An 18709-nucleotide genomic window follows, 5' to 3' on the forward strand; every position below is an offset into this window, starting at 1 on the left:
AGTCTTTCGAAAACCATCACGCTGGCGGTTTTTCTTTCTAGCTGGTTCATATTGACAGAAAAATCTAAGACTGTTATAAAAATAGTGAATAGCACTCGCAAGATGAGAGTGCTAACATTGAAAAAGGAATATATAAGAAGTCCGGAAGGGTGGGTATTTCATGGAAAAAAAGCAGTTTCAAGCAGAATCTACACGTCTGTTGGAAATGATGATCCATTCTATTTACACACAAAAGGAAATCTTTTTGCGCGAGTTGATCTCCAATTCGAGTGACGCGATTGACAAAATTTACTACAAATCGCTCGTCGATGATCAATTGGTGTTCGATAAAGAGAACTATTACATCAAAGTAGCGGTTAACAAAGACACGAGAACGCTGACCCTGACAGATACAGGGATCGGGATGACGCAGGATGAGCTGGAAAACAATCTGGGTGTCATTGCGAAGAGTGGTTCGTTGGCGTTCAAAAAAGAAAACGACGCGAAAGATGGCTACAACATCATTGGTCAATTCGGCGTAGGTTTCTACTCGGCTTTCATGGTTGCCGACAAGGTTACGGTCATCAGTAAAGCACTGGGCAGTGACACGGGGTACAAATGGGAGTCCAGTGGTGCGGATGGCTACACGATCGAGCCTTATCACAAAGATTCCGTCGGGACCGAGATCATTCTCGAAATCAAGGAGAATACAGAAGAAGAGAATTACGACGACTTCTTGGAAGAGTACCGTTTACAAGCGATTATCAAAAAGTACTCTGACTTCATTCGTTACCCGATCAAAATGGACGTTACGCAGCATAAGCCAAAAGAGGGCAGCGAAAACGAGTACGAACAAGTGACGGAAGAACAAATCGTGAACAGCATGGTTCCGATTTGGCGAAAAAATAAAAGCGAGCTGACGACTGAGGATTACGAGCAGTTTTATGCGAGCAAGCATTACGGCTTCGACAAGCCGCTCAAGCACATCCACATCAGTGCAGATGGAGCCGTTGTTTATCAGGCGATTTTGTACATCCCGGAGAGCATGCCATTTGATTACTACTCGAAGGAGTATGAAAAAGGTCTGGAGCTGTATGCGAACGGCGTACTGATCATGAACAAATGTGCGGACCTGCTACCAGACTACTTCAGCTTTGTCAAAGGGATGGTTGACTCCGAGAGCCTGTCGCTCAACATTTCTCGTGAGATGCTGCAGCATGACCGTCAATTGAAGCTGATTGCGAAAAACATCACGAGCAAAATCAAAAGCCAGCTGCAAAGCTTGCTGAAAACAGAGCGGGAAAAATACGAGCTGTTCTACCAGTCATTTGGCAGACAGCTGAAATACGGCATGTACAGCGACTACGGAACGCATAAAGAAACATTGCAAGACCTGTTGATGTTCTACTCTTCCAAAGAGAAAAAGCTGGTGACGCTAGAAGAGTACGTAGAGAGAATGCCAGAAGATCAAAAGTACATCTACTACGCATCTGGCGAGTCGATCGAGCGAATCGAAAAGCTGCCGCAAACAGAGCTCGTATCCGAGAAAGGTTACGAAATCCTGTACTTCACAGATGACGTTGATGAGTTCGCGATCAAAATGATGATGAACTACAAGGAAAAGGAATTCAAATCCGTATCGAGCGGGGATCTGGGAATCGAGCCGGGCGAAGAGGAAAAAGCAGCTGAAGCCGAAAACGAGAACAACAAAGAGCTGTTCGACTATATGGCATCGCTGCTCGAAGGAAAAGTCAAAGCGGTGAAAGCTTCCAAACGCTTGAAGTCACACCCTGTTTGCCTGTCGACTGAGGGTGAAGTGACGATCGAAATGGAAAAAATCTTGAATGCGATGCCGAACAATTCGAATGTGAAGGCAGACAAGGTACTGGAGATCAATGTGAACCATGCGGTGTTCCAGTCCTTGAAGGGTGCATTTGACACAGACAAGGAAAAGGTTAATCTGTATACGGCTCTCCTGTACAATCAGGCTCTCTTGATCGAAGGCTTGCCGATTCAAGACCCGGTAGAGTTTACGAACGACATTTGCAAAGTCATGGTGTAATTCAAAAAAAGAGGATGCGGCTTGCGCATCCTCTTTTTTATGTGAAAATAACGTCTCGACTAGTTTCTTGACTTCGACACATACGTAAAGATCTGATCCTTTAGCTCGAACTCATATGTCGCTCCATTCACTATTCCTACTACCTTCTCACTGTCATATAAATCGAGCAAGAAACCTGCCATTTGAGTAGCTGTATGGAACTTGGGAACTGCACCAGCATATTCAAATTGATCAATATCAAAGGAACGCTTCGCAAATTCGGTCTCTGTCGCAGCAGGTGCCAAGACTTTTGCTTGCATGGCTGCTCCATGCTCCCTCAATTCTTGTGCGAGACCTTCCGTAAAGGCACTTACATAGAACTTCGTTGCGCAATAGGTGACGGCGTCAGCAATAATTTTGTAGCCTCCGCCTGAAGAAATATTGATGATTTGCGTTCCTTCAACATGTGCATAGTCACGAACATAAAGAGAAGATAGAATCGTGAGTGCTTCGATATTCAAGTGAAGCATAGACTCAATTTTATTCAAGTTTTGTTCCCCAACAGAAGCAAAGTTTCCGAACCCCGCATTGTTGATCCAGGTCTCAATCTCATAATCCTTTAGACTGTCGTAAAAATCATGCACATTTGCACTCACACTCAAATCAACGGTTCGAATGACGACATCCAATTTTGCGTTGATTTCAGCCACTTTTGATTGTAGCTTTTCTAATTCTTCCGTTCGACGAGCTGCTAGAATTAAGTTTTTTCCGCGAGCAGCAAATGCCAGAGCGGTTTCAAAGCCAATTCCTGAACTTGCTCCCGTAATAACCGTATATTTCATGAAAATCCCTCCTGAATTTTATTCACTAGCTTTCATTGAGAAGTAACGATGAGCTGATTATACTGATTAGAGTAAACTCTAAGTCAAGGGTATTAGATCAATGCGGAGGTTTCCTATGTACACAATTGGTGAAGTGGCACAGCTATTAGGGATAAGCACACATACGTTGCGTTATTATGAAAAGGAAAAAATAATTATTCCTGATCGTGATGAAAACGGTGACAGGCGATATAACGATTCACATATTCGATGGCTGCAATTCGTTATCAAGTTAAAAGAAACGCAAATGCCGATCTCAAAAATAAAGCAGTACGCTTCCCTGTTTGTAGAAGGAGAACATACGACCTTAGCTCGATTGGGTCTTTTAGAAGAACATAAACGCTATATTGAGCAACAAATAAAAACGTTAATCGATGTGGACGATATGCTAGAACGTAAGATTGTTGCTTACAAAGATTTCATCAGTAAACGAGCAGCCAAAACACCGGCAGACTAAAAACTTGCTGCTGCAAACATTGATTTTCCATTCCCAAGGGACTTATGATGATACACAGGGATATACACAAAAGAGAGGAGAGTAGAACCTATGTGGAATCCGTTGGAAGTAAAAGATCTCATAACGAGTGCAGACGAACTAAAAAGCCTGGTAGGAGAACCGCACGAGGCGGTTGTGAAAAAAAGCATCGCGCAGGTTGAGTCCCATGTGATCCATTATGTGTCCATGTCGCCGTTGTTTTTCTTGTCCACAGCAGATGCTTCAGGCAGATGTGACGTTTCCCCGCGAGGCGACGAGCCGGGTTTCGTTAAAGTGCTGGATGATCACCATATCATTTTTCCCGAGCGAATGGGGAACAGACGGGTCGACTCTTTGCTGAATATCATTGCGAATCCGCAGGTGGGTATATTCCAGGTCTGGAAGAAGTGTTGCGTATTAACGGATCAGCTCGCATTACAAAAGATGCAGAGCTACTCGCCGCGCAAGAATGGAAGGGTAAAACAAGCGGCATCGGAGTGATCGTAAAGGTAGAGGAGTGCTTCCTCCATTGCCCGCGCGCATTTAAACAAGCAAGCTTGTGGAAAACGGATTCATGGCCAGAAAAAGAGGCAATGCCTTCGATGTTGGAAATGTTTCGCGCTCATTTGAAAATAAATGGTGTTACGTTGAATGAAAAAGAATAAGAAAGAAAAAACCTTGAATGAGCTTCAAGGTTTTTTTTCGTCCAAACGAGCTTGGCAGGAAGCCGATCCGAGCCACGTATGAGGATTGCCGTTCCAGCACCAGCCTAGCTTCGGTTTATTTTCACTGATCCACATGGCAGTTACGCGTCGGTCGCCACAACGCGATCCGAGCAGAGAAAAGCCGTTGTTTTTCTTTACCAGATCCGGGAAGTGAGTGATCAGGGCAATCCCTTCCTCCAGCGTGAGCGGAGAACGCTGTTGCTCCAAGAGGATGGGCATCGCGTCATTCGGAGTGATGTTCAACGTCTCTTTTCCTGTATCAATTCCGGTCATTAGGTAAGCCATTCCTGTAGGAATCTCGATGCCCTCGATGGGTGTAAACCGCCGAATTTCTTCTGCATCCATGACACTGAAGCCAGCTTTCTTTTGCCGCTCAATGGCTTGCATCGCTTTTTCTCCGTCGAACCAATCGCCTTTCACAACGAGAACAAAGGGGACGAGGCCTTCTTTCTGATCGTCTTCTGGAATGGGGAGAGCTTCTGTCAGTGATTGCAGCGGGTCCAAATTTTTCCTAAACTCATCTGCTGTCATGCCCGCCATTTCAGGATAGCCCTTTTGAATGAGCGTTGTCAGTTGCCGTTCGAATTCAGCTTTGTGCATAGGGTAATGCGCCTCCTTCCACTTGTCACATTCATCTTACAACATTCGTGCTAATTCGAAGGTCTAGCCAAATAAAAAGGAATAAAGCGGGTTAAGATTGAAACAACTTTACAACTAAGCTTTAATCTTTATCGAAGAAAGTCGGGTAGGAGGCTGGTGGTTGCCATGCGCCCCATTGATATTGCACGTAAGCTGAAGCTGAGCACGAGCGCCTTGCGCAATTACGAAGCACATGGGCTGGTTCCGCCTGTGGAGCGGTCAGCGAGTGGCTACCGGAAGTATACGGAGGAACATGTCGCTTATTTTACCTGTATTCAAGCCATGTCTCCCGGCTTTGGGATGGAAGAGACGGCGCAGGTCATGCGACTGATCCAGGATAGACATTTGCAGGCTGCTCTGTGGCGTGTGAATGAGGCTCAGGCCAATCTACAGAGGGACAAGCAGTTAGCCGAACGAAACTTGGCAATGCTCGAAGACGGTGGAGCAGGAAAGTACGAGGAAGCTGGAAACAGCGAATGGATGACGATTGGGGAGGTAGCAGCCATGACTTCACTGCCCAGCTCAACCATTCGTCACTGGGAAAAGGTTGGGCTCATTGCGACTTCCCGTGATGAGAAAAATGGCTACCGTCTCTTCAATCGCTCGCAAATCCGCAAAATCATGCTGCTTCGTACGCTGCGACCTGCTGTCTATTCCTTATCGGTTGTGGAGTTAAAGGAAGCCATCGCGAACATGAATGAAGAGGATGTGAGAGAGGCGCGAAACATCGCTTTGGAAACGTTGCGCTATCTAGATCAGATGAATCGCGTACAAATGCGTGGGGTTTTCTATTTCTATCAATTATGCAAAGTGGTTCAACTGGTCGAAGAATAAGGTAGCCAAAAGAGAAAACCCCCTCCTGCACATTCGCAAAAGAGGGGATGTCGTCGTTATTCCACAAACAGTGATACCCGCTCAAATCCCGCATCTGAAATGCGAATCAAGCCCGTATCTGATATGTGCAAGGTCGGTATGACGACCAGAGCAAGCAAAGACAATGTCATAAAGGCGTAGTTCATCGTGCAGCCAGCCTTCACTAACGCTTGGCTAATCTCCATGGATTGCTTCACAACTGTTTCATAAGGCTCAGTCGACATCAGTCCGGCTAAACGCAGCGGAAGCTCCACGATTTTGCCGTCTCCAGTCACGACAGCGATACCGCCTTGCATGCCGATCACAGCATTTGCTGCTTGTGCCATCCGTTCATCGTCGTTTCCGATGACAAGTACGTTATGGCAGTCATGGGCGACAGTCATGGCAATCGCTGCTGGCTGGTTAAATCCGACATTGCCGACAATCCCGATGGCAGAGCCGCCAGTTTTCCCATGACGCTCGAAAATAGCCATTTTGCACAAGGCGCTCTCTGGCGTAATCTGAAGCTCACCATTTGCGACAGCTATATCCACAAATACTTCATCCGTCTCTACATGATTTTCGCGGACAACTGCGACGCGCGTCTTGATTGATCCAGATGGAACAGGGGTCTTGATGATGAAGTCAGATGGCGAGAGATCAGCCTTGATTTTCACTGAGTTGACAGCAAACGCAGGGTAAGGGAACGGAGGTAGTTCGATCGTCATTTCACCATTCTCTGCTACTACTTCACCGCGCGCGATCGTCATCACGACATTCACATCAGCCAGATTTCCGTCGAGCAAAATGATATCGGCGATCATACCCGGTGCGATCGAGCCTACATCTCTTGCGACACCGAATCGCTCTGCTGTATTGATAGTCGCCATCTGGAAGGCAGTAACGGGCTTCACTCCTTGCGAGATCGCGTGTCGGACGATGAAGTTCATATGTCCTTCTTCTTTCAACGAATCGCAGATGCGGTCATCGGACACGAGCATCATCCGGCGGGAGTCAATTCCCTGTTCGGTGTGTGCTTTGATCGTTGCTGCAACATCGTGCCAGGCAGAGCCGCGGCGCATTTTGGCATACATGCCGAGGCGTACGCGCTGTGCGACATCTTCGCTGGTCACACACTCATGGCAACCGGATACACCCGCAGCGGCATAAGCAGCCAGACGCGGATCGCTTGAAGGCCATGTATAGTGACCATCCACTACTTTTCCTGCCCGCAGTGTCGCTTGAATCTCTCCAATCATTTTCGGGTCACCGTACACGACGCCAGGGAAGTTCATGACTTCTCCGAGTGCGATCATATCCGGTCCCCAGCTCAATGCTTCTGCGACCTCCGCTGGTCCGAATTCTGCCCCAGCCGTTTCAAAGGATGCATCCGTCGAAGGGACGCAGGAAGCGACCTGCATGTAAGCAGCCATCGGTGTTTGTCTCGCCTCATCCAGCATGATTCGCAAACCAGGTAGACCGAGAACATTCGAGATCTCATGGGCGTCGAAAAAGCCGCCTGTCGTTCCGAGCGGCAGTACCGCATTGGCGAACTGCGTCACGGATAGCATGCTGCTCTCGATATGACAGTGCCCGTCCAACAGTCCAGGTGCCATATACTTTCCTTTTGCATCGATCATCTTGGTGGATTCATCTGTCATCCCTTCCACATAAGGACCGACATAAGCGATACGGGTACCAACGACAGCCACGGACATATTTGGCAAGATTTCACCGGAGAGAACATTGACGAGCGTGCCATTATGAATGAAGAGGGTCGCTTTTTTCTCCCCTCTGGAAAAGGCAACGAGATCAGGAATACAATCTGCGAGTGGAGGTCTTGCATAGGACGAATGCTGCTGTGTCATGATTACTATCACCTCATGCTGGATTTGGTATTTTACATATAGTACACATCGAAGCGGAAGGAAGCTAGTTTTCTTTTAGAAAAAAATTTGAAAAAGGGGTGCAGTGGATGACGAGAGTAAAGGTCAAATACATAAAAATATCGTCCTATCTAAAGCTGTGCATGGGAGCAGGGGTTTCGATCGGGGTTTTGGATGGGGCCTTCCGTTTTCTACTTTTACTCGTAATGGGGCAGTTGAGCGCTTTGGAAGCTTTGCTCTTCAGTATGCAGGTAAAGGGGGGGGTAGCGGGAATCTTGCATTTGCTTTCTGTACCGTTGCTGTATGGGATGGGCGCAGTTCTGTTTGGCTTCGTTTCCTATTTTCCGTTTATGTACTATCTCAAATGCAAGAAAGGGCTTGTGATCGAAGGGGTATTTGAAGGGGAACAACTCGAGGACATACCACAATAAAACACCTCCTATTTTCACCGATGTTGAAAGTGAAAACAGGAGGCGCTGCTTAGTGTTCTGCTACCTCTATTTCATTTGTCTTCGTTTTCCGCAGTTTGTAAATCACGACGAGCAGAATAAACCATACAGGTGTGATGAACAAGGCGACTCGTGTATCTTCCGCGAGTGCAAGGACGACCAGAATGAAGGCAAGGAATGCCAGGATCAGGTAGTTGGCAAAAGGATAGAGCGGCATTTTAAATGTATTCGCTTTTGCTAAATCTGGTCTCGTTTTGCGATATTTCAAATGACAGATGACGGTGATTCCCCAAATAAAGATAAAACAAACGGTCGAAACGCTAGTGATCAGCGTAAATACGCCTTCTGGCATGACGTAATTCAATACAACGGCGATAAGGATAACAACCGTCGAAAAGAGTAGTGCATTTGCCGGGACCTTGTTGGCAGTCAGTTTGGTAAGAGGCACAGGTGCGTTCTTTTCTTTGGCAAGGGAGTAAACCATCCGGCTTGTACTAAAAATGGCGCTATTACATGCGGAAGCAGCGGATGTCAGTACAACGAAGTTGACGATACCGGCAGCGGCTGCAATACCAATCGCTGCGAAGACCTGCACGAATGGACTCTCCAACGGGTTGATCGCGTTCCAAGGATAGATGCTCATGATGACGATGAGAGCGCCAACGTAGAAAATCAAAATCCGAATCGGGATTTGGTTAATTGCTTTTGGAATGACTCGTTTTGGGTCCTCTGTTTCACCGGCTGTTAGACCGACGAGCTCGATCCCAACAAATGCGAACACAACCATCTGGAAGGAGAGAAGGAACCCATTGAAGCCGTTCGGGAACATACCGCCATGACTCCAGAGATTCGTGAAGCTGGACGCACCTGCGTTCGTAGAAAAGCCCTTGATGATCATGAAGACGCCGACAAAAATCAGGGCGAGAATTGCGATGACCTTTACGAGCGCGAACCAAAATTCCATTTCTCCAAAAAGCTTCACCGTAGCTAGGTTCATGATTAACAAAATCACGAGGGCAATTAAGCCTGGCATCCACTGCGGTATTTCCGGAAACCAGAATTGCGTATACAGACCAACAGCTGTCAGGTCGGCCATGGCGATGGAAATCCAGCAAAACCAGTAAGTCCAGCCCGTGACAAATGCGGCCATGTTCCCCAAATAGTCTTTGACGAAATCCACAAAAGAATGGTAATTCAAATTGCTCAAGAGGAGCTCCCCGAGTGAGCGCATGATTAAAAAGCAGATGATGCCCGTAATCAAGTAAGCAAATAAGATGGATGGGCCGGCCAAATGAATCGATTTTCCTGCGCCCAAAAATAATCCTGTTCCGATTGCACCGCCGATCGCGATGAGTTGTACGTGTCTGTTTTTTAGACCTCTCGCCAAGTTTTGATCCTGCATACGATCCACCTCTTTCTTATTTTTAGTTAGTTTTCAATTTTTAGATTTTTATCAAACAGATAATGTTCATATTAACATAACTATTGTTGTTTCACATATGTTTATTTATTTTTATAGAAAAAAAGCTTTTCATTATGAACGAAATAGGAATAAAATGGAAGTTTTTCTCCTTGGTATAAGAGTTAAGCTTCTTTTTTTCGACTTTTAAAAAAGAAGATATTGACATGAGAATGGTAATCATTTAATTTTGCATTAGGGAAACTTTTTTATACGCAGGCATATTAGTTTGCTAGAGGGAATAATATTGGTACAAGTTCACATTGTTGTATGCAAGCATGTGCGTGTGAGGAATTACCCGTTTCAGCATCGGCTTTTTGGCGGGATCATTAACGGGTTACTATATGGAGGGGAAAGTCATGGAATCTGTAATCTCGGTAAGGGAACTTCATGTCTCTTACTTTGGGAACGAAGTCGTTCGGGATGTCTCGTTTGACGTTGAGGTAGGAAGCATGGTCGGAATTATTGGTCCAAATGGGGCAGGGAAATCAACACTGATCAAATCTCTGCTGGGGCTCATTCCGAAAGATAAGGGAATGGTCAGGATTTTTGGCAAAGAAACGGATGACGTGCGAAAGAAAATCGCCTATGTGCCACAGCGCAGCATGATCGATTGGACGTTTCCGATCACCGTCATGGACACCGTACTGATTGGAACATATCCAAGTGTTGGGCTGTTCAAATTTCCGAAGAAAAAGGAAAAGGCGTGGGCACTAGAATGCCTGAGAAAGGTAGGATTGGAGGATTTTCGTGACAGACAGATTGGCGAGCTCTCCGGCGGACAGCAACAGCGTGTCTTCCTGGCAAGGGCACTCGCACAAAAACCGGAGCTGCTGCTTCTGGACGAGCCGTTTGTGGGGATTGACGTGGCGAGTGAGGACACCATCATTCGTATTTTGAAAGAGCTGCAATTTCAGGACAAAACAATCGTGGTCGTTCATCATGACTTGTCAAAAGCGAATGCGTATTTTGATCAGCTTCTTCTCATGAATAAAGATTTGATCAAGTTTGGTACGGTCGATGAAGTGCTGAATCGAGAAGTGATGTCGAAAGCATACGCCTATCAGCTCCAATTTCTCGAAAAGACCGAGGTGCTTGCATAATGGAATTCTTGATGGCAATTGGGCAGTATGAGTTTTTGCAAAAAGCGTTGTTTACGTCCGTAGTGGTGGGACTTATATGTGGCGTGATTGGCAGTTTTATTATTTTGCGCGGAATGTCCCTGATGGGGGATGCCATTTCGCACGCGGTTTTGCCTGGGGTGGCGCTCTCCTATGCGTTTGGGATCAATTTCTTCATAGGGGCTGTATTAACAGGGGTACTCACCGCAGTTGGAATTGGCTACGTGAGCCAAAATAGCCGCATCAAGAACGACACGGCGATCGGAATTTTGTTCACGTCCGCCTTTGCGCTAGGGATCATCATGGTTACGATGCTGAAAAGCAGTACCGATTTGTATCACATTTTGTTCGGGAACGTATTGGCTGTTCGTTCGTCGGATATGTGGGTGACTGTTGGCATCGGGTTTGTCGTCATTGTGACAGTCTTCGCATTTTTCAAAGAACTGCTTTTGACGTCGTTCGATCCGACGATTGCTGCTGCATACGGCTTGCGTAACAATCTGATTCATTACTTGCTGATGACCTTGTTGACGATGGTAACTGTCGCTTCCTTGCAAACGGTAGGAATCGTACTGGTAGTCGCCATGCTGATTACACCGGCTGCTACTGCCTATCTTTTGACGGACCGCTTATCGATCATGATCTTTTTAGCTGGCGGTTTTGGAATGCTGTCGGCGGTTATCGGTCTTTATTTTAGCTTTACCTATAATTTGGCCTCTGGTGCCACGATTGTCGTGGTTGCAACTGTGTTATTCTTCCTGGCCTTTCTCTTCTCCCGAAAATACGGGGTGGTATGGAAATCAATTCGAGCCCGACAAAAACGAGTCGAGCTTTCAAAGTAAAGGAGAATATTGTGATGAAAAAGTGGAATCTGTTTTTTGTTTTTCTAGTCTCAACTGTATTAATGGCAGCGTGTGGTGCTCCGCAAAGTGCGAACGAGCCCACACCTGCAAAACAAGAAAACAGCGAGAAGCTGCAAGTGGTCACGACGTATTCCATCTTGTATGACATCGTAAAAAACGTTGGGGGAGATCGGGTGGAAATTCACAGCCTTGCTCCGATTGGTTCCAATCCACATGAATATGATCCACTGCCTGCTGACGTGCAAAAAACGACGGATGCAGACGCGGTTTTCTACAACGGCTTGAATCTGGAGGCGGGCAACTCTTGGTTCAATAATCTCATGAACACAGCAGGCAAATCAGGTCCAGATGCACCCGTGTTCCGACTCAGTGAGGGCGTAGCTGCCAAGCACTTGACAACCAAAGGTAAAGAGAGTGAAGAAGACCCGCACGCTTGGCTGGATGTACGCAATGGCATCAAGTATGCGGAGAATGCAAAAAATGCCTTGATCAAGGTGGACCCAGCGCACAAGGAAACGTATGAGCAAAACGCCAAGAAGTACATCGAACAGCTGACTACTTTGCACGAGGACGCGGTTAAGCAATACAACCAGATTCCCAAAGAACAGCGTATGCTTGTGACGAGCGAGGGAGCGTTCAAATATTTCAGCGAAGCTTACGATTTTGAAGCAGCATACATTTGGGAAATCAACTCGGAGAACCAAGGAACACCAGAGCAGGTCACACAGGTGGTCGATACGATCCGTGCGAAAAAAATCCCGGCTTTGTTCGTAGAGACGAGTATCGATCCGCGCAGCATGGAGATGGTATCGAATGAAACTGGTGTACCGATTGTCGGCAAAGTATTTACGGACTCTCTCGGAAAGCCGGGAGAAGATGGCGATACGTACATCAAAATGATGGAATGGAATATCAAGACGATTTACGAAGGATTGACCAAGAAGTAAGATTCGTAAAAGCAAAGCACAGCTCTCCTAATCAGGGGCTGTGCTTTTAAATTCTTCCACTGCTTAACATATTTCATAAGATTGAGGTATAATAGGCTAGTGTGTAAAAGGAATCCGGAGTAATCATTTTTAATCTGCCATATTGAAAGAGAGTGGGATTATGGGTCGTAAGTGGAACAATATTAAAGAGAAGAAAGCTTCTAAAGACGCGAGCACCAGTCGTATTTACGCGAGGTTCGGAAAGGAAATTTACGTAGCGGCAAAGCAAGGCGAGCCGGACCCAGAGTCCAACCGTGCTCTGAAGGTCGTCCTGGAGCGTGCCAAAACGTACAGCGTACCGAAAGCGATTATCGACCGCGCGATTGATAAAGCAAAGGGCGGCTCTGATGAAACGTTTAGCGATCTACGCTATGAAGGCTTCGGGCCAAACGGTTCCATGATCATCGTGGATGCACTGACCAACAACGTAAACCGCACAGCTCCTGAAGTGCGTGCCGCTTTCAACAAAAACGGCGGTAACATGGGCGTATCCGGTTCGGTTGCTTATATGTTTGACCCAACAGCGGTATTTGGCTTGGAAGGCAAAACTTCTGATGAAGTGCTGGAAATCTTGATGGAAGCGGACGTAGACGTGCGCGACATTTTGGATGAAGACGGTGCTGTCATTGTTTACGCAGATGCGGAACAATTCCACGCTGTTCAAGAAGCACTCAAAAATGGTGGCGTTAATGAGTTTACAGTAGCTGAACTGACCATGCTGCCACAAAACGAAGTAACGCTGACAGAAGATGTACAAGCTCAATTTGAAAAGCTGATCGATGCTTTGGAAGACCTGGACGATGTGCAGCAGGTGTACCATAACGTTGATTTAGGTGAATAATGTTTTCAATGGAGAAGACCTTTGTTTTAGGACAAGGGTCTTTTTCTATGTGGCTGTAGAGGAGAGAAGAATATTTCCAGTCTAGGCTCCAGGCTCCGTCCTGCTGGGGAAGCTGGACTGGCCGCTCCGAAGGGATTCGCGGGGAAACGCAAAAGTGGTAGCCGCTTCGTCGTAAGGGCACGTTGCGTTTCTGTTGCCCGCAAATCCCTTCTTCGCTCGGTAGGACTCCACAAGTCGCTACGTCTGGAAATATTCTTCTCTGTCGTTGCAGAATGCATTCTTCCATCATTTAAGGCTTTTAAAACCCGTCTAACACGGAAAGCTCGTTGAGGAAACAGGAGAAATAAGCGAAGATCTTTGGTACACCGACCGAGACGGAATGCAAAAAGCGAAACACGCCCTTTAGCGTCCACCTCTGAAAAGGCATCCTGAAAGGACCACTTTGGACGCGGTTTCGCTTTTTACATGGAGTCGGGCAGCCAATCCTCCAGCGGGTGGGACAAGAAGCTGAGCGTTTTCTCCTGTTTCCTCCCCACCACTACAGCCCGACAAAGGGTGGTGTTTAAAAGAATAAAACCGCCCCCATAAAGGAGACGGCATATATCGAGCTCGTTAGTTTTGAGGTGTTACCGATCATCACGTGCGACGCATCTACCTCCAGTATGAAGTTAGAAGCTTAAAGCAGTGTGCGGTTTTCCTTACTCACTAGGTGATCGTGTAAATCATCCATGGCACATCGCCTCCGTAAAGGACTACAGCCTGATTGAGAACACACCACCGAGCTCGATGAGTATAGTATGAGCAAAGCCCATCTTTTTATTCACTCATTTTTAGCATCTGTTTTCGAATTGCATTTAAGAACGATTGGTTGCTGTAGGCAGTGCCACCAGCTAATCCTGGTTCAACTGCATTCATATACATTTGATCCGCTTTGACTGCGCTTAGATTTTTCCATGCAGGCTGCTCTTGCAACTGCTTGAAAGCGGGCTGGTCTTCTTTGTTGACCATCACAAACAAGTAGTTGGGATCTTCTTTTGCCAAAGCATCTATTGAGAGCGCGGTACGCTCCTGCACATTCGCGACGACATCTGGGACAGGCAGAGCCAAGTCCGTATATAACAGGTAATTGTACCGTTCATCCTTCGGATAGACGTAGAAGGAGCCTTCTTGGAACCACAGCGTCAGCACTTTCTTTTCTGGAAGGGCGGCGAGCTTGTCGCGGAGTTCCTGTGCGTTTAGCTTCACTTTACCTACAAAAGTATCCAAATTGGCATCTTTTCCACGAACATCAGCGAGCAGACGCAAGTTTTCTTGCCAATGAGCTCCGTTCGTAGAGACGGGAATGACGGATGCAGCGGTTTGCAATTTGGCCACGTCTTCCTTGGAGGTCTTGTCGGTTGTCATGATGACGTCAGGTTCGAGGGCAACCAGCTCACCTAGATTATCTGCAATATGATAAGGGAGATGCTTGGCATTTCTAATCATGGCTTGATATTCCGCAGGGAACTTTCCGTTTTTATCCATGGTTGCGGCGACGGGCGGAATTCCCAGCAAGAAAGAATCTTCATACGAAGCAGGGAAGCCTACGAAAACAATATCTTTGGTTCTGGCCGGGATTGTATAGGTGTTGCCCAAGTAATTGATCGCTCTGGTCGGTTTCGATGCCGCTGAATCGCCCGATTGTCCACCATTGCCGCAGGCTGTCAGGACGAGGAGCAAAGCGGCAATCGGGATAGCTAGTAGCCGTTTATACATACAGGTCACTCCGTTCTTACTTCTTGTGTTATCAGGAAAGTAGCAGGACTCATGTAAATTATAGGCTACCCGATCCATCCGTCGCTGTTGCATTCCTGAACATTTTCAAACATTCTGCTGTAACCTTTTTCCTACTCAAGACACTAATTGGTATCCGAGAAAATTTTCGCTATAGGAAAGTAGTCGATCAGCCGACAGCAAGAGAATGGAGGAGCTTCTTTGTATGAAGAAATGAAACATCAGGTCATGGCCATCTATGAGCGGCATTATCATGATGTGTATCAATTTTTGCTGTACTTTGCCGGCAGTCAGAATGATGCAGAAGATTTGACGCAGGAGGTTTTTTTGCGAGTGATTCGATCGCTTGAACGATTTGAAGAGCGATCTGACGTGAAGACATGGCTGTTTGCGATCGCGAAGCATACAGCGATGAATTACTATCGAAAACGCAAGTGGCAAAAGCTGTTGTCAGGCAACTGGCTGTCTGTCGTGATGCCAGCCTCGGAAGGGAATCCTGCTCAGGAAGCGGAAAGCCGGGAGGACGAGCAGGAATTGATCGCTGCGATCAAGGGACTGCCACCGCATTACCGTATGGTTGTCATTCTGCGTGGCATTAAAGAGTACAGCGTCAAAGAGACAGCCGAAATACTGGGTTGTTCTGAATCAAATGTGAAAACGACGATGCATCGGGCACTGAAGCTGTTGCATGGCAAACTGTCGCATACGAAGAAGGGGGAGTTGTACAGTGGATTGGCAAAATGAAAGAGATATGCTGGAACGGTTAGCGACTCTGCGAAAAAGTACACCCCCACGTAAGGAGTTTGTAGAGAGTTTACGTACTGTGCTGGAACAAGAAACCATTCGGGTCGGCAAGAGGAGACGGCTGTTCATGAATCCGTTGAAAGTGGGGATGGCAGCAGTCGTGATCGTTTCTGGCTTTGGGCTTTATATCATGGCTGGGATGGGGCAAAACGAACGCGTGGACCCTCAAGTAACGGCAACGAGTAGTCCGCAGCTTCCCGCCCATCCTGTATACGAGCAGGCGAAGAAGCTGCTGCAAGAATTGGCAGGTCAAGATGCGAGTCAATATGCGGTAAACGGCACGCTGTCCAATACAGAAACAGGTCATGTCGTGATGAACAAGACGGTTAACAACATTCCGGTTCTTGACGACCAATACACGTTTACAATAGACAAGGCGGGTAGGCATCATAAAAAAGTGGTACAGACAAACGATACGACAGGGATGGTCTTTCCTGATCCTAAAAGGGCAATGCCAGTGAAGCAGGCTGAGGAAATTTTTGGGCAAAGTGCCCGGCTTCTCTATTCAGAGGGAGAAGGGAGATTACAATACGAGTTTCCATTTTCAGGTGATATCGATGCCATCACAGGAGAAATTTACTCCACAGAACGCTATCATCCCGATTACAGTCTCGTAGAAATGTCGCCAATTCTAGTGAAACCGGGAGGAATAAAGCTGGTAGCTCCTGACATCAAAGAAGCAGATAGACTTTTTCGGGAGTGGGGATTCGAGCCTCCGTTTTCCTTCGTGGTTCATCAAGGCTCGGGCGTACATACGTACAAAATAGAGACGCGAACCAAACAGAAAATGGAACTGACCGTGGTGACAGAAACAGGCGATATTCTCGACTATCGGTATGGGAATATCCATGAGAAAGAGGAGAAGCTCCCTCATCCGAAGCTAGAAAATGTTCAAGAAGCAGCTAAGCAGTTTCAGAAGTACCTTCCGTTAGACACCAAAGAACTGCTACTTGGTCCTGCCACGAGAAAAGGCAACATCGAAACCTATCAATTCTTTAAGTCCCATCAGGGAGTCCCGATTATGGGGGGCTATACGGTTCATTTTGATGTGGACAGGAAACAGGTGATCGGAATCATTCCCCCGTATGCCGAGGAGTCTAAGCCGCTTCCTGACAAAAGCAAGGCAATGTCACGGGAAGACGCGACCAGCGTATACGTCACCCATCGTCCGCTCCGATTGGTCTACAAGCTGATGGAGAATCCAACAACAGGAAAATTAGAACCGCGTCTCGTCTATCATATTTATTATCACGACACACCGCTCTATATGGTGGATGCGCTGACAGGGGAGTGGGTTCGTAGTTAATAACATCGTGGCAACAGAAAAACCAGGGAGAGGATTCCCTGGTTTTTGGCTATGTCTCTTATTTGAAGAGCGGAACATAAATATCAATCTCGTTGTCTTCCTGCTCTGGCTTGTAACGCTCGTCCCAATACTCAAAATCAAATCCGGCATAATCATATTCCGATTCGCAGAGCCAGGACCCGTAAAGAAAACCATACGTCTCACCCAAGTTTGTCTCAGGTCCCTTGTGGGTTACTTTTGCAAATGTCCCCGCAGGAATCGTGTGACTGATCATCCCTTCAGGAATATCGGCGAGGCTGGAAACTTCGACGCCAATTAGGGTGGTAAAAGGATCTACTGCCGCATCTAAGTCATCTTTGTCATGATAGATTTGGACCAGATATTCGCCCTCACCAACCTGATTGTGAATCTCGCTTTTTCTAGCTCGCAAAGCTTGAGTTGTAGTAGCGGAGAGCTTTTTTCCCAAGTCTTCTGTCACATTCGCCGTAAAAGTGAAACCAATTACGTGTGTTTCCTCGCGGGTGAGAATGGTAGGATTCATGAAACAACGTCCCTTCGTCTAGTGAAATAAGGAACAGAGCTAATCCAGAAGCTATTTCAGCTCTCTGGCATATACCTTCGTCCCATCATGTGTAAACGTACCGATATATTTCTTGCCACCTACCGTATATTCCATAGAAACGGTTTCCTTTCTAGGAGGCGTGAGTAGCTTGTGCGGAAACGGGAATGGTTGCTTGTTCGCCACGTCTGCAACGATTTGTGTGTCTGTATGAAAGAGCTTGCCAGTCTGTTGCAATTGCTTGAGCTGTTCTGGTTTATCCAGCTTGTAAGGAAGAGTCGTGGTCGGTTTGTCCATCGCATTGATTTTCAGGAAGGAATACCCGTCCTTTGTTTTCGACACCGCAATAAACTGTCCGTCACTCGTCTCTTTCAGAAAGGCATACTTTTTCGAAGCGAATGTTCCTTTTTTATTCATCAATAAGTAAAATTCCTCGTTGTCCTTTTTCCCGGAAATGATAAAAACTCCCGAATGGATGTTGGATTCCACCTTGTAATTTCGTGAAGGCTTCAGCACGACTTTTCCTTCGTGCGTAATAAAGTGGGTCATGCCATTTATTTTCACGCGATGCAATCCTTCGCTGTATCCCATGTACTCATCAAAGAAAGGCTTCGCGTGTATTTTGCCATTCATATCTTTTAAACCGAATTTGTAGGATAAAACCATGCCATCCTTTACGTTACGTTTGACAAAAGGGTAGTGATGAATATCGAAAGTTGTAGCTCCCGTAAACTCACTTGGGATCGTGAATAGTTCCTCATCCGTGATCTGCTTGGATGTTTTCGTACGAGCATTGTACAGATAAGAGGTATAGCTTGTGGGAGAATACAAAAACCACTCTCCGTCTATTTGCGTGAAGTAATCGTTATAGGTGGTTACTTCCTGTGTGTTGCCTTGTTGATCGAAAATAATAAACGAGCTGTTACCAAAGTGGGTAATAATATGAAAAAAGCCGTACCCGTCTTGCAATGGACTGATGTAGCCTGGATATAATAACGCTTCCTGCTGATCGATTACTTTCCCGGTAGGAGAAACAAGGGCAAAATGAGGGAACCATTTCTGCTTGAACT

At 46.5% G+C, this 18709-nt stretch carries 18 protein-coding genes; 11 read left to right on the plus strand and 7 right to left on the minus strand.

The annotated features are described in order from the left end of the window. Positions 1-160: 160 nt before the first annotated feature. Positions 161-2041, plus strand: a complete 1881-nt coding sequence (gene htpG / locus C7R92_RS00800) for a molecular chaperone HtpG (RefSeq protein WP_106832883.1) — start codon at positions 161-163, stop codon at positions 2039-2041. 59 nt (positions 2042-2100) lie between these two features. On the opposite strand, the gene C7R92_RS00805 is transcribed toward htpG, so the two are convergent. Then, a complete protein-coding gene (locus C7R92_RS00805; protein WP_106832884.1) occupies positions 2101-2862 on the minus strand; it encodes an SDR family NAD(P)-dependent oxidoreductase in 762 nt (253 codons plus the stop codon). 115 nt (positions 2863-2977) lie between these two features. Between C7R92_RS00805 and C7R92_RS00810 the strand changes: the two genes are divergently transcribed. Then, a complete protein-coding gene (locus C7R92_RS00810; RefSeq protein WP_106832885.1) occupies positions 2978-3358 on the plus strand; it encodes a MerR family transcriptional regulator in 381 nt (126 codons plus the stop codon). A 90-nt stretch (positions 3359-3448) separates the two neighbouring features. Further along, a complete protein-coding gene (locus tag C7R92_RS00815) occupies positions 3449-3877 on the plus strand; it encodes a pyridoxamine 5'-phosphate oxidase family protein (RefSeq protein ID WP_459553850.1) in 429 nt (142 codons plus the stop codon). Positions 3878-4065: 188 nt separating this feature from the next. Here C7R92_RS00815 and C7R92_RS00820 read toward each other — a convergent pair whose 3' ends face one another. After that, positions 4066-4701 (minus strand): DUF5701 family protein, encoded by a 636-nt coding sequence (locus tag C7R92_RS00820; RefSeq protein WP_106832886.1) that lies wholly within the window; start codon positions 4699-4701, stop codon positions 4066-4068. A 165-nt stretch (positions 4702-4866) separates the two neighbouring features. Here C7R92_RS00820 and C7R92_RS00825 point away from each other — a divergent pair, with 165 nt between their 5' ends. Further along, positions 4867-5574 (plus strand): MerR family DNA-binding transcriptional regulator, encoded by a 708-nt coding sequence (locus tag C7R92_RS00825; RefSeq protein ID WP_106832887.1) that lies wholly within the window; start codon positions 4867-4869, stop codon positions 5572-5574. Between the two features lie 56 nt (positions 5575-5630). Here the strand turns inward: C7R92_RS00825 and C7R92_RS00830 are convergent, their stop codons facing one another. After that, entirely contained in the window at positions 5631-7460 is a 1830-nt protein-coding gene (locus tag C7R92_RS00830) for an adenine deaminase (protein WP_106832888.1), read from the minus strand. Between the two features lie 107 nt (positions 7461-7567). On the opposite strand from C7R92_RS00830, the gene C7R92_RS00835 reads away from it, so the two are divergent. Further along, a complete protein-coding gene (locus tag C7R92_RS00835) occupies positions 7568-7909 on the plus strand; it encodes a hypothetical protein (protein ID WP_106832889.1) in 342 nt (113 codons plus the stop codon). A gap of 49 nt (positions 7910-7958) precedes the next feature. Here the strand turns inward: C7R92_RS00835 and C7R92_RS00840 are convergent, their stop codons facing one another. Then, positions 7959-9329: an amino acid permease gene (locus tag C7R92_RS00840; protein ID WP_026043272.1), complete on the minus strand. Its 1371-nt coding sequence runs from the start codon at positions 9327-9329 to the stop codon at positions 7959-7961. A 416-nt stretch (positions 9330-9745) separates the two neighbouring features. Between C7R92_RS00840 and C7R92_RS00845 the strand changes: the two genes are divergently transcribed. From C7R92_RS00845 to C7R92_RS00860, 4 genes are all read left to right on the plus strand, one after another. Then, entirely contained in the window at positions 9746-10489 is a 744-nt protein-coding gene (locus C7R92_RS00845) for a metal ABC transporter ATP-binding protein (protein ID WP_106832890.1), read from the plus strand. After that, positions 10489-11349 (plus strand): metal ABC transporter permease, encoded by an 861-nt coding sequence (locus C7R92_RS00850; RefSeq protein WP_106832891.1) that lies wholly within the window; start codon positions 10489-10491, stop codon positions 11347-11349. The genes C7R92_RS00845 and C7R92_RS00850 overlap by 1 nt, the downstream gene beginning before the upstream one ends. Before the next feature lie 14 nt (positions 11350-11363). After that, positions 11364-12317 carry a metal ABC transporter substrate-binding protein gene (locus C7R92_RS00855; protein WP_106832892.1) on the plus strand — a complete coding sequence of 318 codons (954 nt, stop codon included), beginning with the start codon at positions 11364-11366 and terminating at the stop codon, positions 12315-12317. A 160-nt stretch (positions 12318-12477) separates the two neighbouring features. Beyond that, complete coding sequence (locus tag C7R92_RS00860) at positions 12478-13197, plus strand: YebC/PmpR family DNA-binding transcriptional regulator (protein WP_017250864.1); 720 nt, start codon at positions 12478-12480, stop codon at positions 13195-13197. Positions 13198-14013: 816 nt separating this feature from the next. Here the strand turns inward: C7R92_RS00860 and C7R92_RS00870 are convergent. After that, positions 14014-14952: an ABC transporter substrate-binding protein gene (locus C7R92_RS00870; protein ID WP_106832893.1), complete on the minus strand. Its 939-nt coding sequence runs from the start codon at positions 14950-14952 to the stop codon at positions 14014-14016. Positions 14953-15171: 219 nt separating this feature from the next. Between C7R92_RS00870 and C7R92_RS00875 the strand changes: the two genes are divergently transcribed. After that, complete coding sequence (locus C7R92_RS00875) at positions 15172-15714, plus strand: RNA polymerase sigma factor (protein WP_106832894.1); 543 nt, start codon at positions 15172-15174, stop codon at positions 15712-15714. Continuing rightward, the gene (locus C7R92_RS00880; protein ID WP_106832895.1) at positions 15698-17080 is read left to right on the plus strand and encodes a hypothetical protein; all 1383 of its coding nucleotides are present in this window, start codon (positions 15698-15700) and stop codon (positions 17078-17080) included. The genes C7R92_RS00875 and C7R92_RS00880 overlap by 17 nt, the downstream gene beginning before the upstream one ends. A gap of 58 nt (positions 17081-17138) precedes the next feature. Here C7R92_RS00880 and C7R92_RS00885 read toward each other — a convergent pair whose 3' ends face one another. Then, a complete protein-coding gene (locus C7R92_RS00885; RefSeq protein ID WP_106832896.1) occupies positions 17139-17621 on the minus strand; it encodes a GyrI-like domain-containing protein in 483 nt (160 codons plus the stop codon). Positions 17622-17672: 51 nt separating this feature from the next. Beyond that, entirely contained in the window at positions 17673-18608 is a 936-nt protein-coding gene (locus C7R92_RS00890) for a hypothetical protein (protein ID WP_244195605.1), read from the minus strand. Positions 18609-18709 lie beyond the last annotated feature (101 nt).

This window comes from Brevibacillus porteri, from assembly GCF_003013475.1.
GTDB lineage: Bacteria > Bacillota > Bacilli > Brevibacillales > Brevibacillaceae > Brevibacillus > Brevibacillus porteri.

What these genes read in the sequence shown, in the direction of transcription:
- C7R92_RS00820 (WP_106832886.1), bottom strand. Translation starts at nt 4,701, where the DNA reads ATGCACAAAGCTGAATTCGAACGGCAACTGACAACGCTCATTCAAAAG.
- C7R92_RS00835 (WP_106832889.1), top strand. Translation starts at nt 7,568, where the DNA reads ATGACGAGAGTAAAGGTCAAATACATAAAAATATCGTCCTATCTAAAG.
- C7R92_RS00855 (WP_106832892.1), top strand. Translation starts at nt 11,364, where the DNA reads ATGAAAAAGTGGAATCTGTTTTTTGTTTTTCTAGTCTCAACTGTATTA.
- C7R92_RS00805 (WP_106832884.1), bottom strand. Translation starts at nt 2,862, where the DNA reads ATGAAATATACGGTTATTACGGGAGCAAGTTCAGGAATTGGCTTTGAA.
- C7R92_RS00845 (WP_106832890.1), top strand. Translation starts at nt 9,746, where the DNA reads ATGGAATCTGTAATCTCGGTAAGGGAACTTCATGTCTCTTACTTTGGG.
- C7R92_RS00825 (WP_106832887.1), top strand. Translation starts at nt 4,867, where the DNA reads ATGCGCCCCATTGATATTGCACGTAAGCTGAAGCTGAGCACGAGCGCC.
- C7R92_RS00810 (WP_106832885.1), top strand. Translation starts at nt 2,978, where the DNA reads ATGTACACAATTGGTGAAGTGGCACAGCTATTAGGGATAAGCACACAT.
- C7R92_RS00840 (WP_026043272.1), bottom strand. Translation starts at nt 9,329, where the DNA reads ATGCAGGATCAAAACTTGGCGAGAGGTCTAAAAAACAGACACGTACAA.
- C7R92_RS00860 (WP_017250864.1), top strand. Translation starts at nt 12,478, where the DNA reads ATGGGTCGTAAGTGGAACAATATTAAAGAGAAGAAAGCTTCTAAAGAC.
- C7R92_RS00885 (WP_106832896.1), bottom strand. Translation starts at nt 17,621, where the DNA reads ATGAATCCTACCATTCTCACCCGCGAGGAAACACACGTAATTGGTTTC.
- C7R92_RS00870 (WP_106832893.1), bottom strand. Translation starts at nt 14,952, where the DNA reads ATGTATAAACGGCTACTAGCTATCCCGATTGCCGCTTTGCTCCTCGTC.
- C7R92_RS00815 (WP_459553850.1), top strand. Translation starts at nt 3,449, where the DNA reads ATGTGGAATCCGTTGGAAGTAAAAGATCTCATAACGAGTGCAGACGAA.
- C7R92_RS00850 (WP_106832891.1), top strand. Translation starts at nt 10,489, where the DNA reads ATGGAATTCTTGATGGCAATTGGGCAGTATGAGTTTTTGCAAAAAGCG.
- htpG (WP_106832883.1), top strand. Translation starts at nt 161, where the DNA reads ATGGAAAAAAAGCAGTTTCAAGCAGAATCTACACGTCTGTTGGAAATG.
- C7R92_RS00830 (WP_106832888.1), bottom strand. Translation starts at nt 7,460, where the DNA reads ATGACACAGCAGCATTCGTCCTATGCAAGACCTCCACTCGCAGATTGT.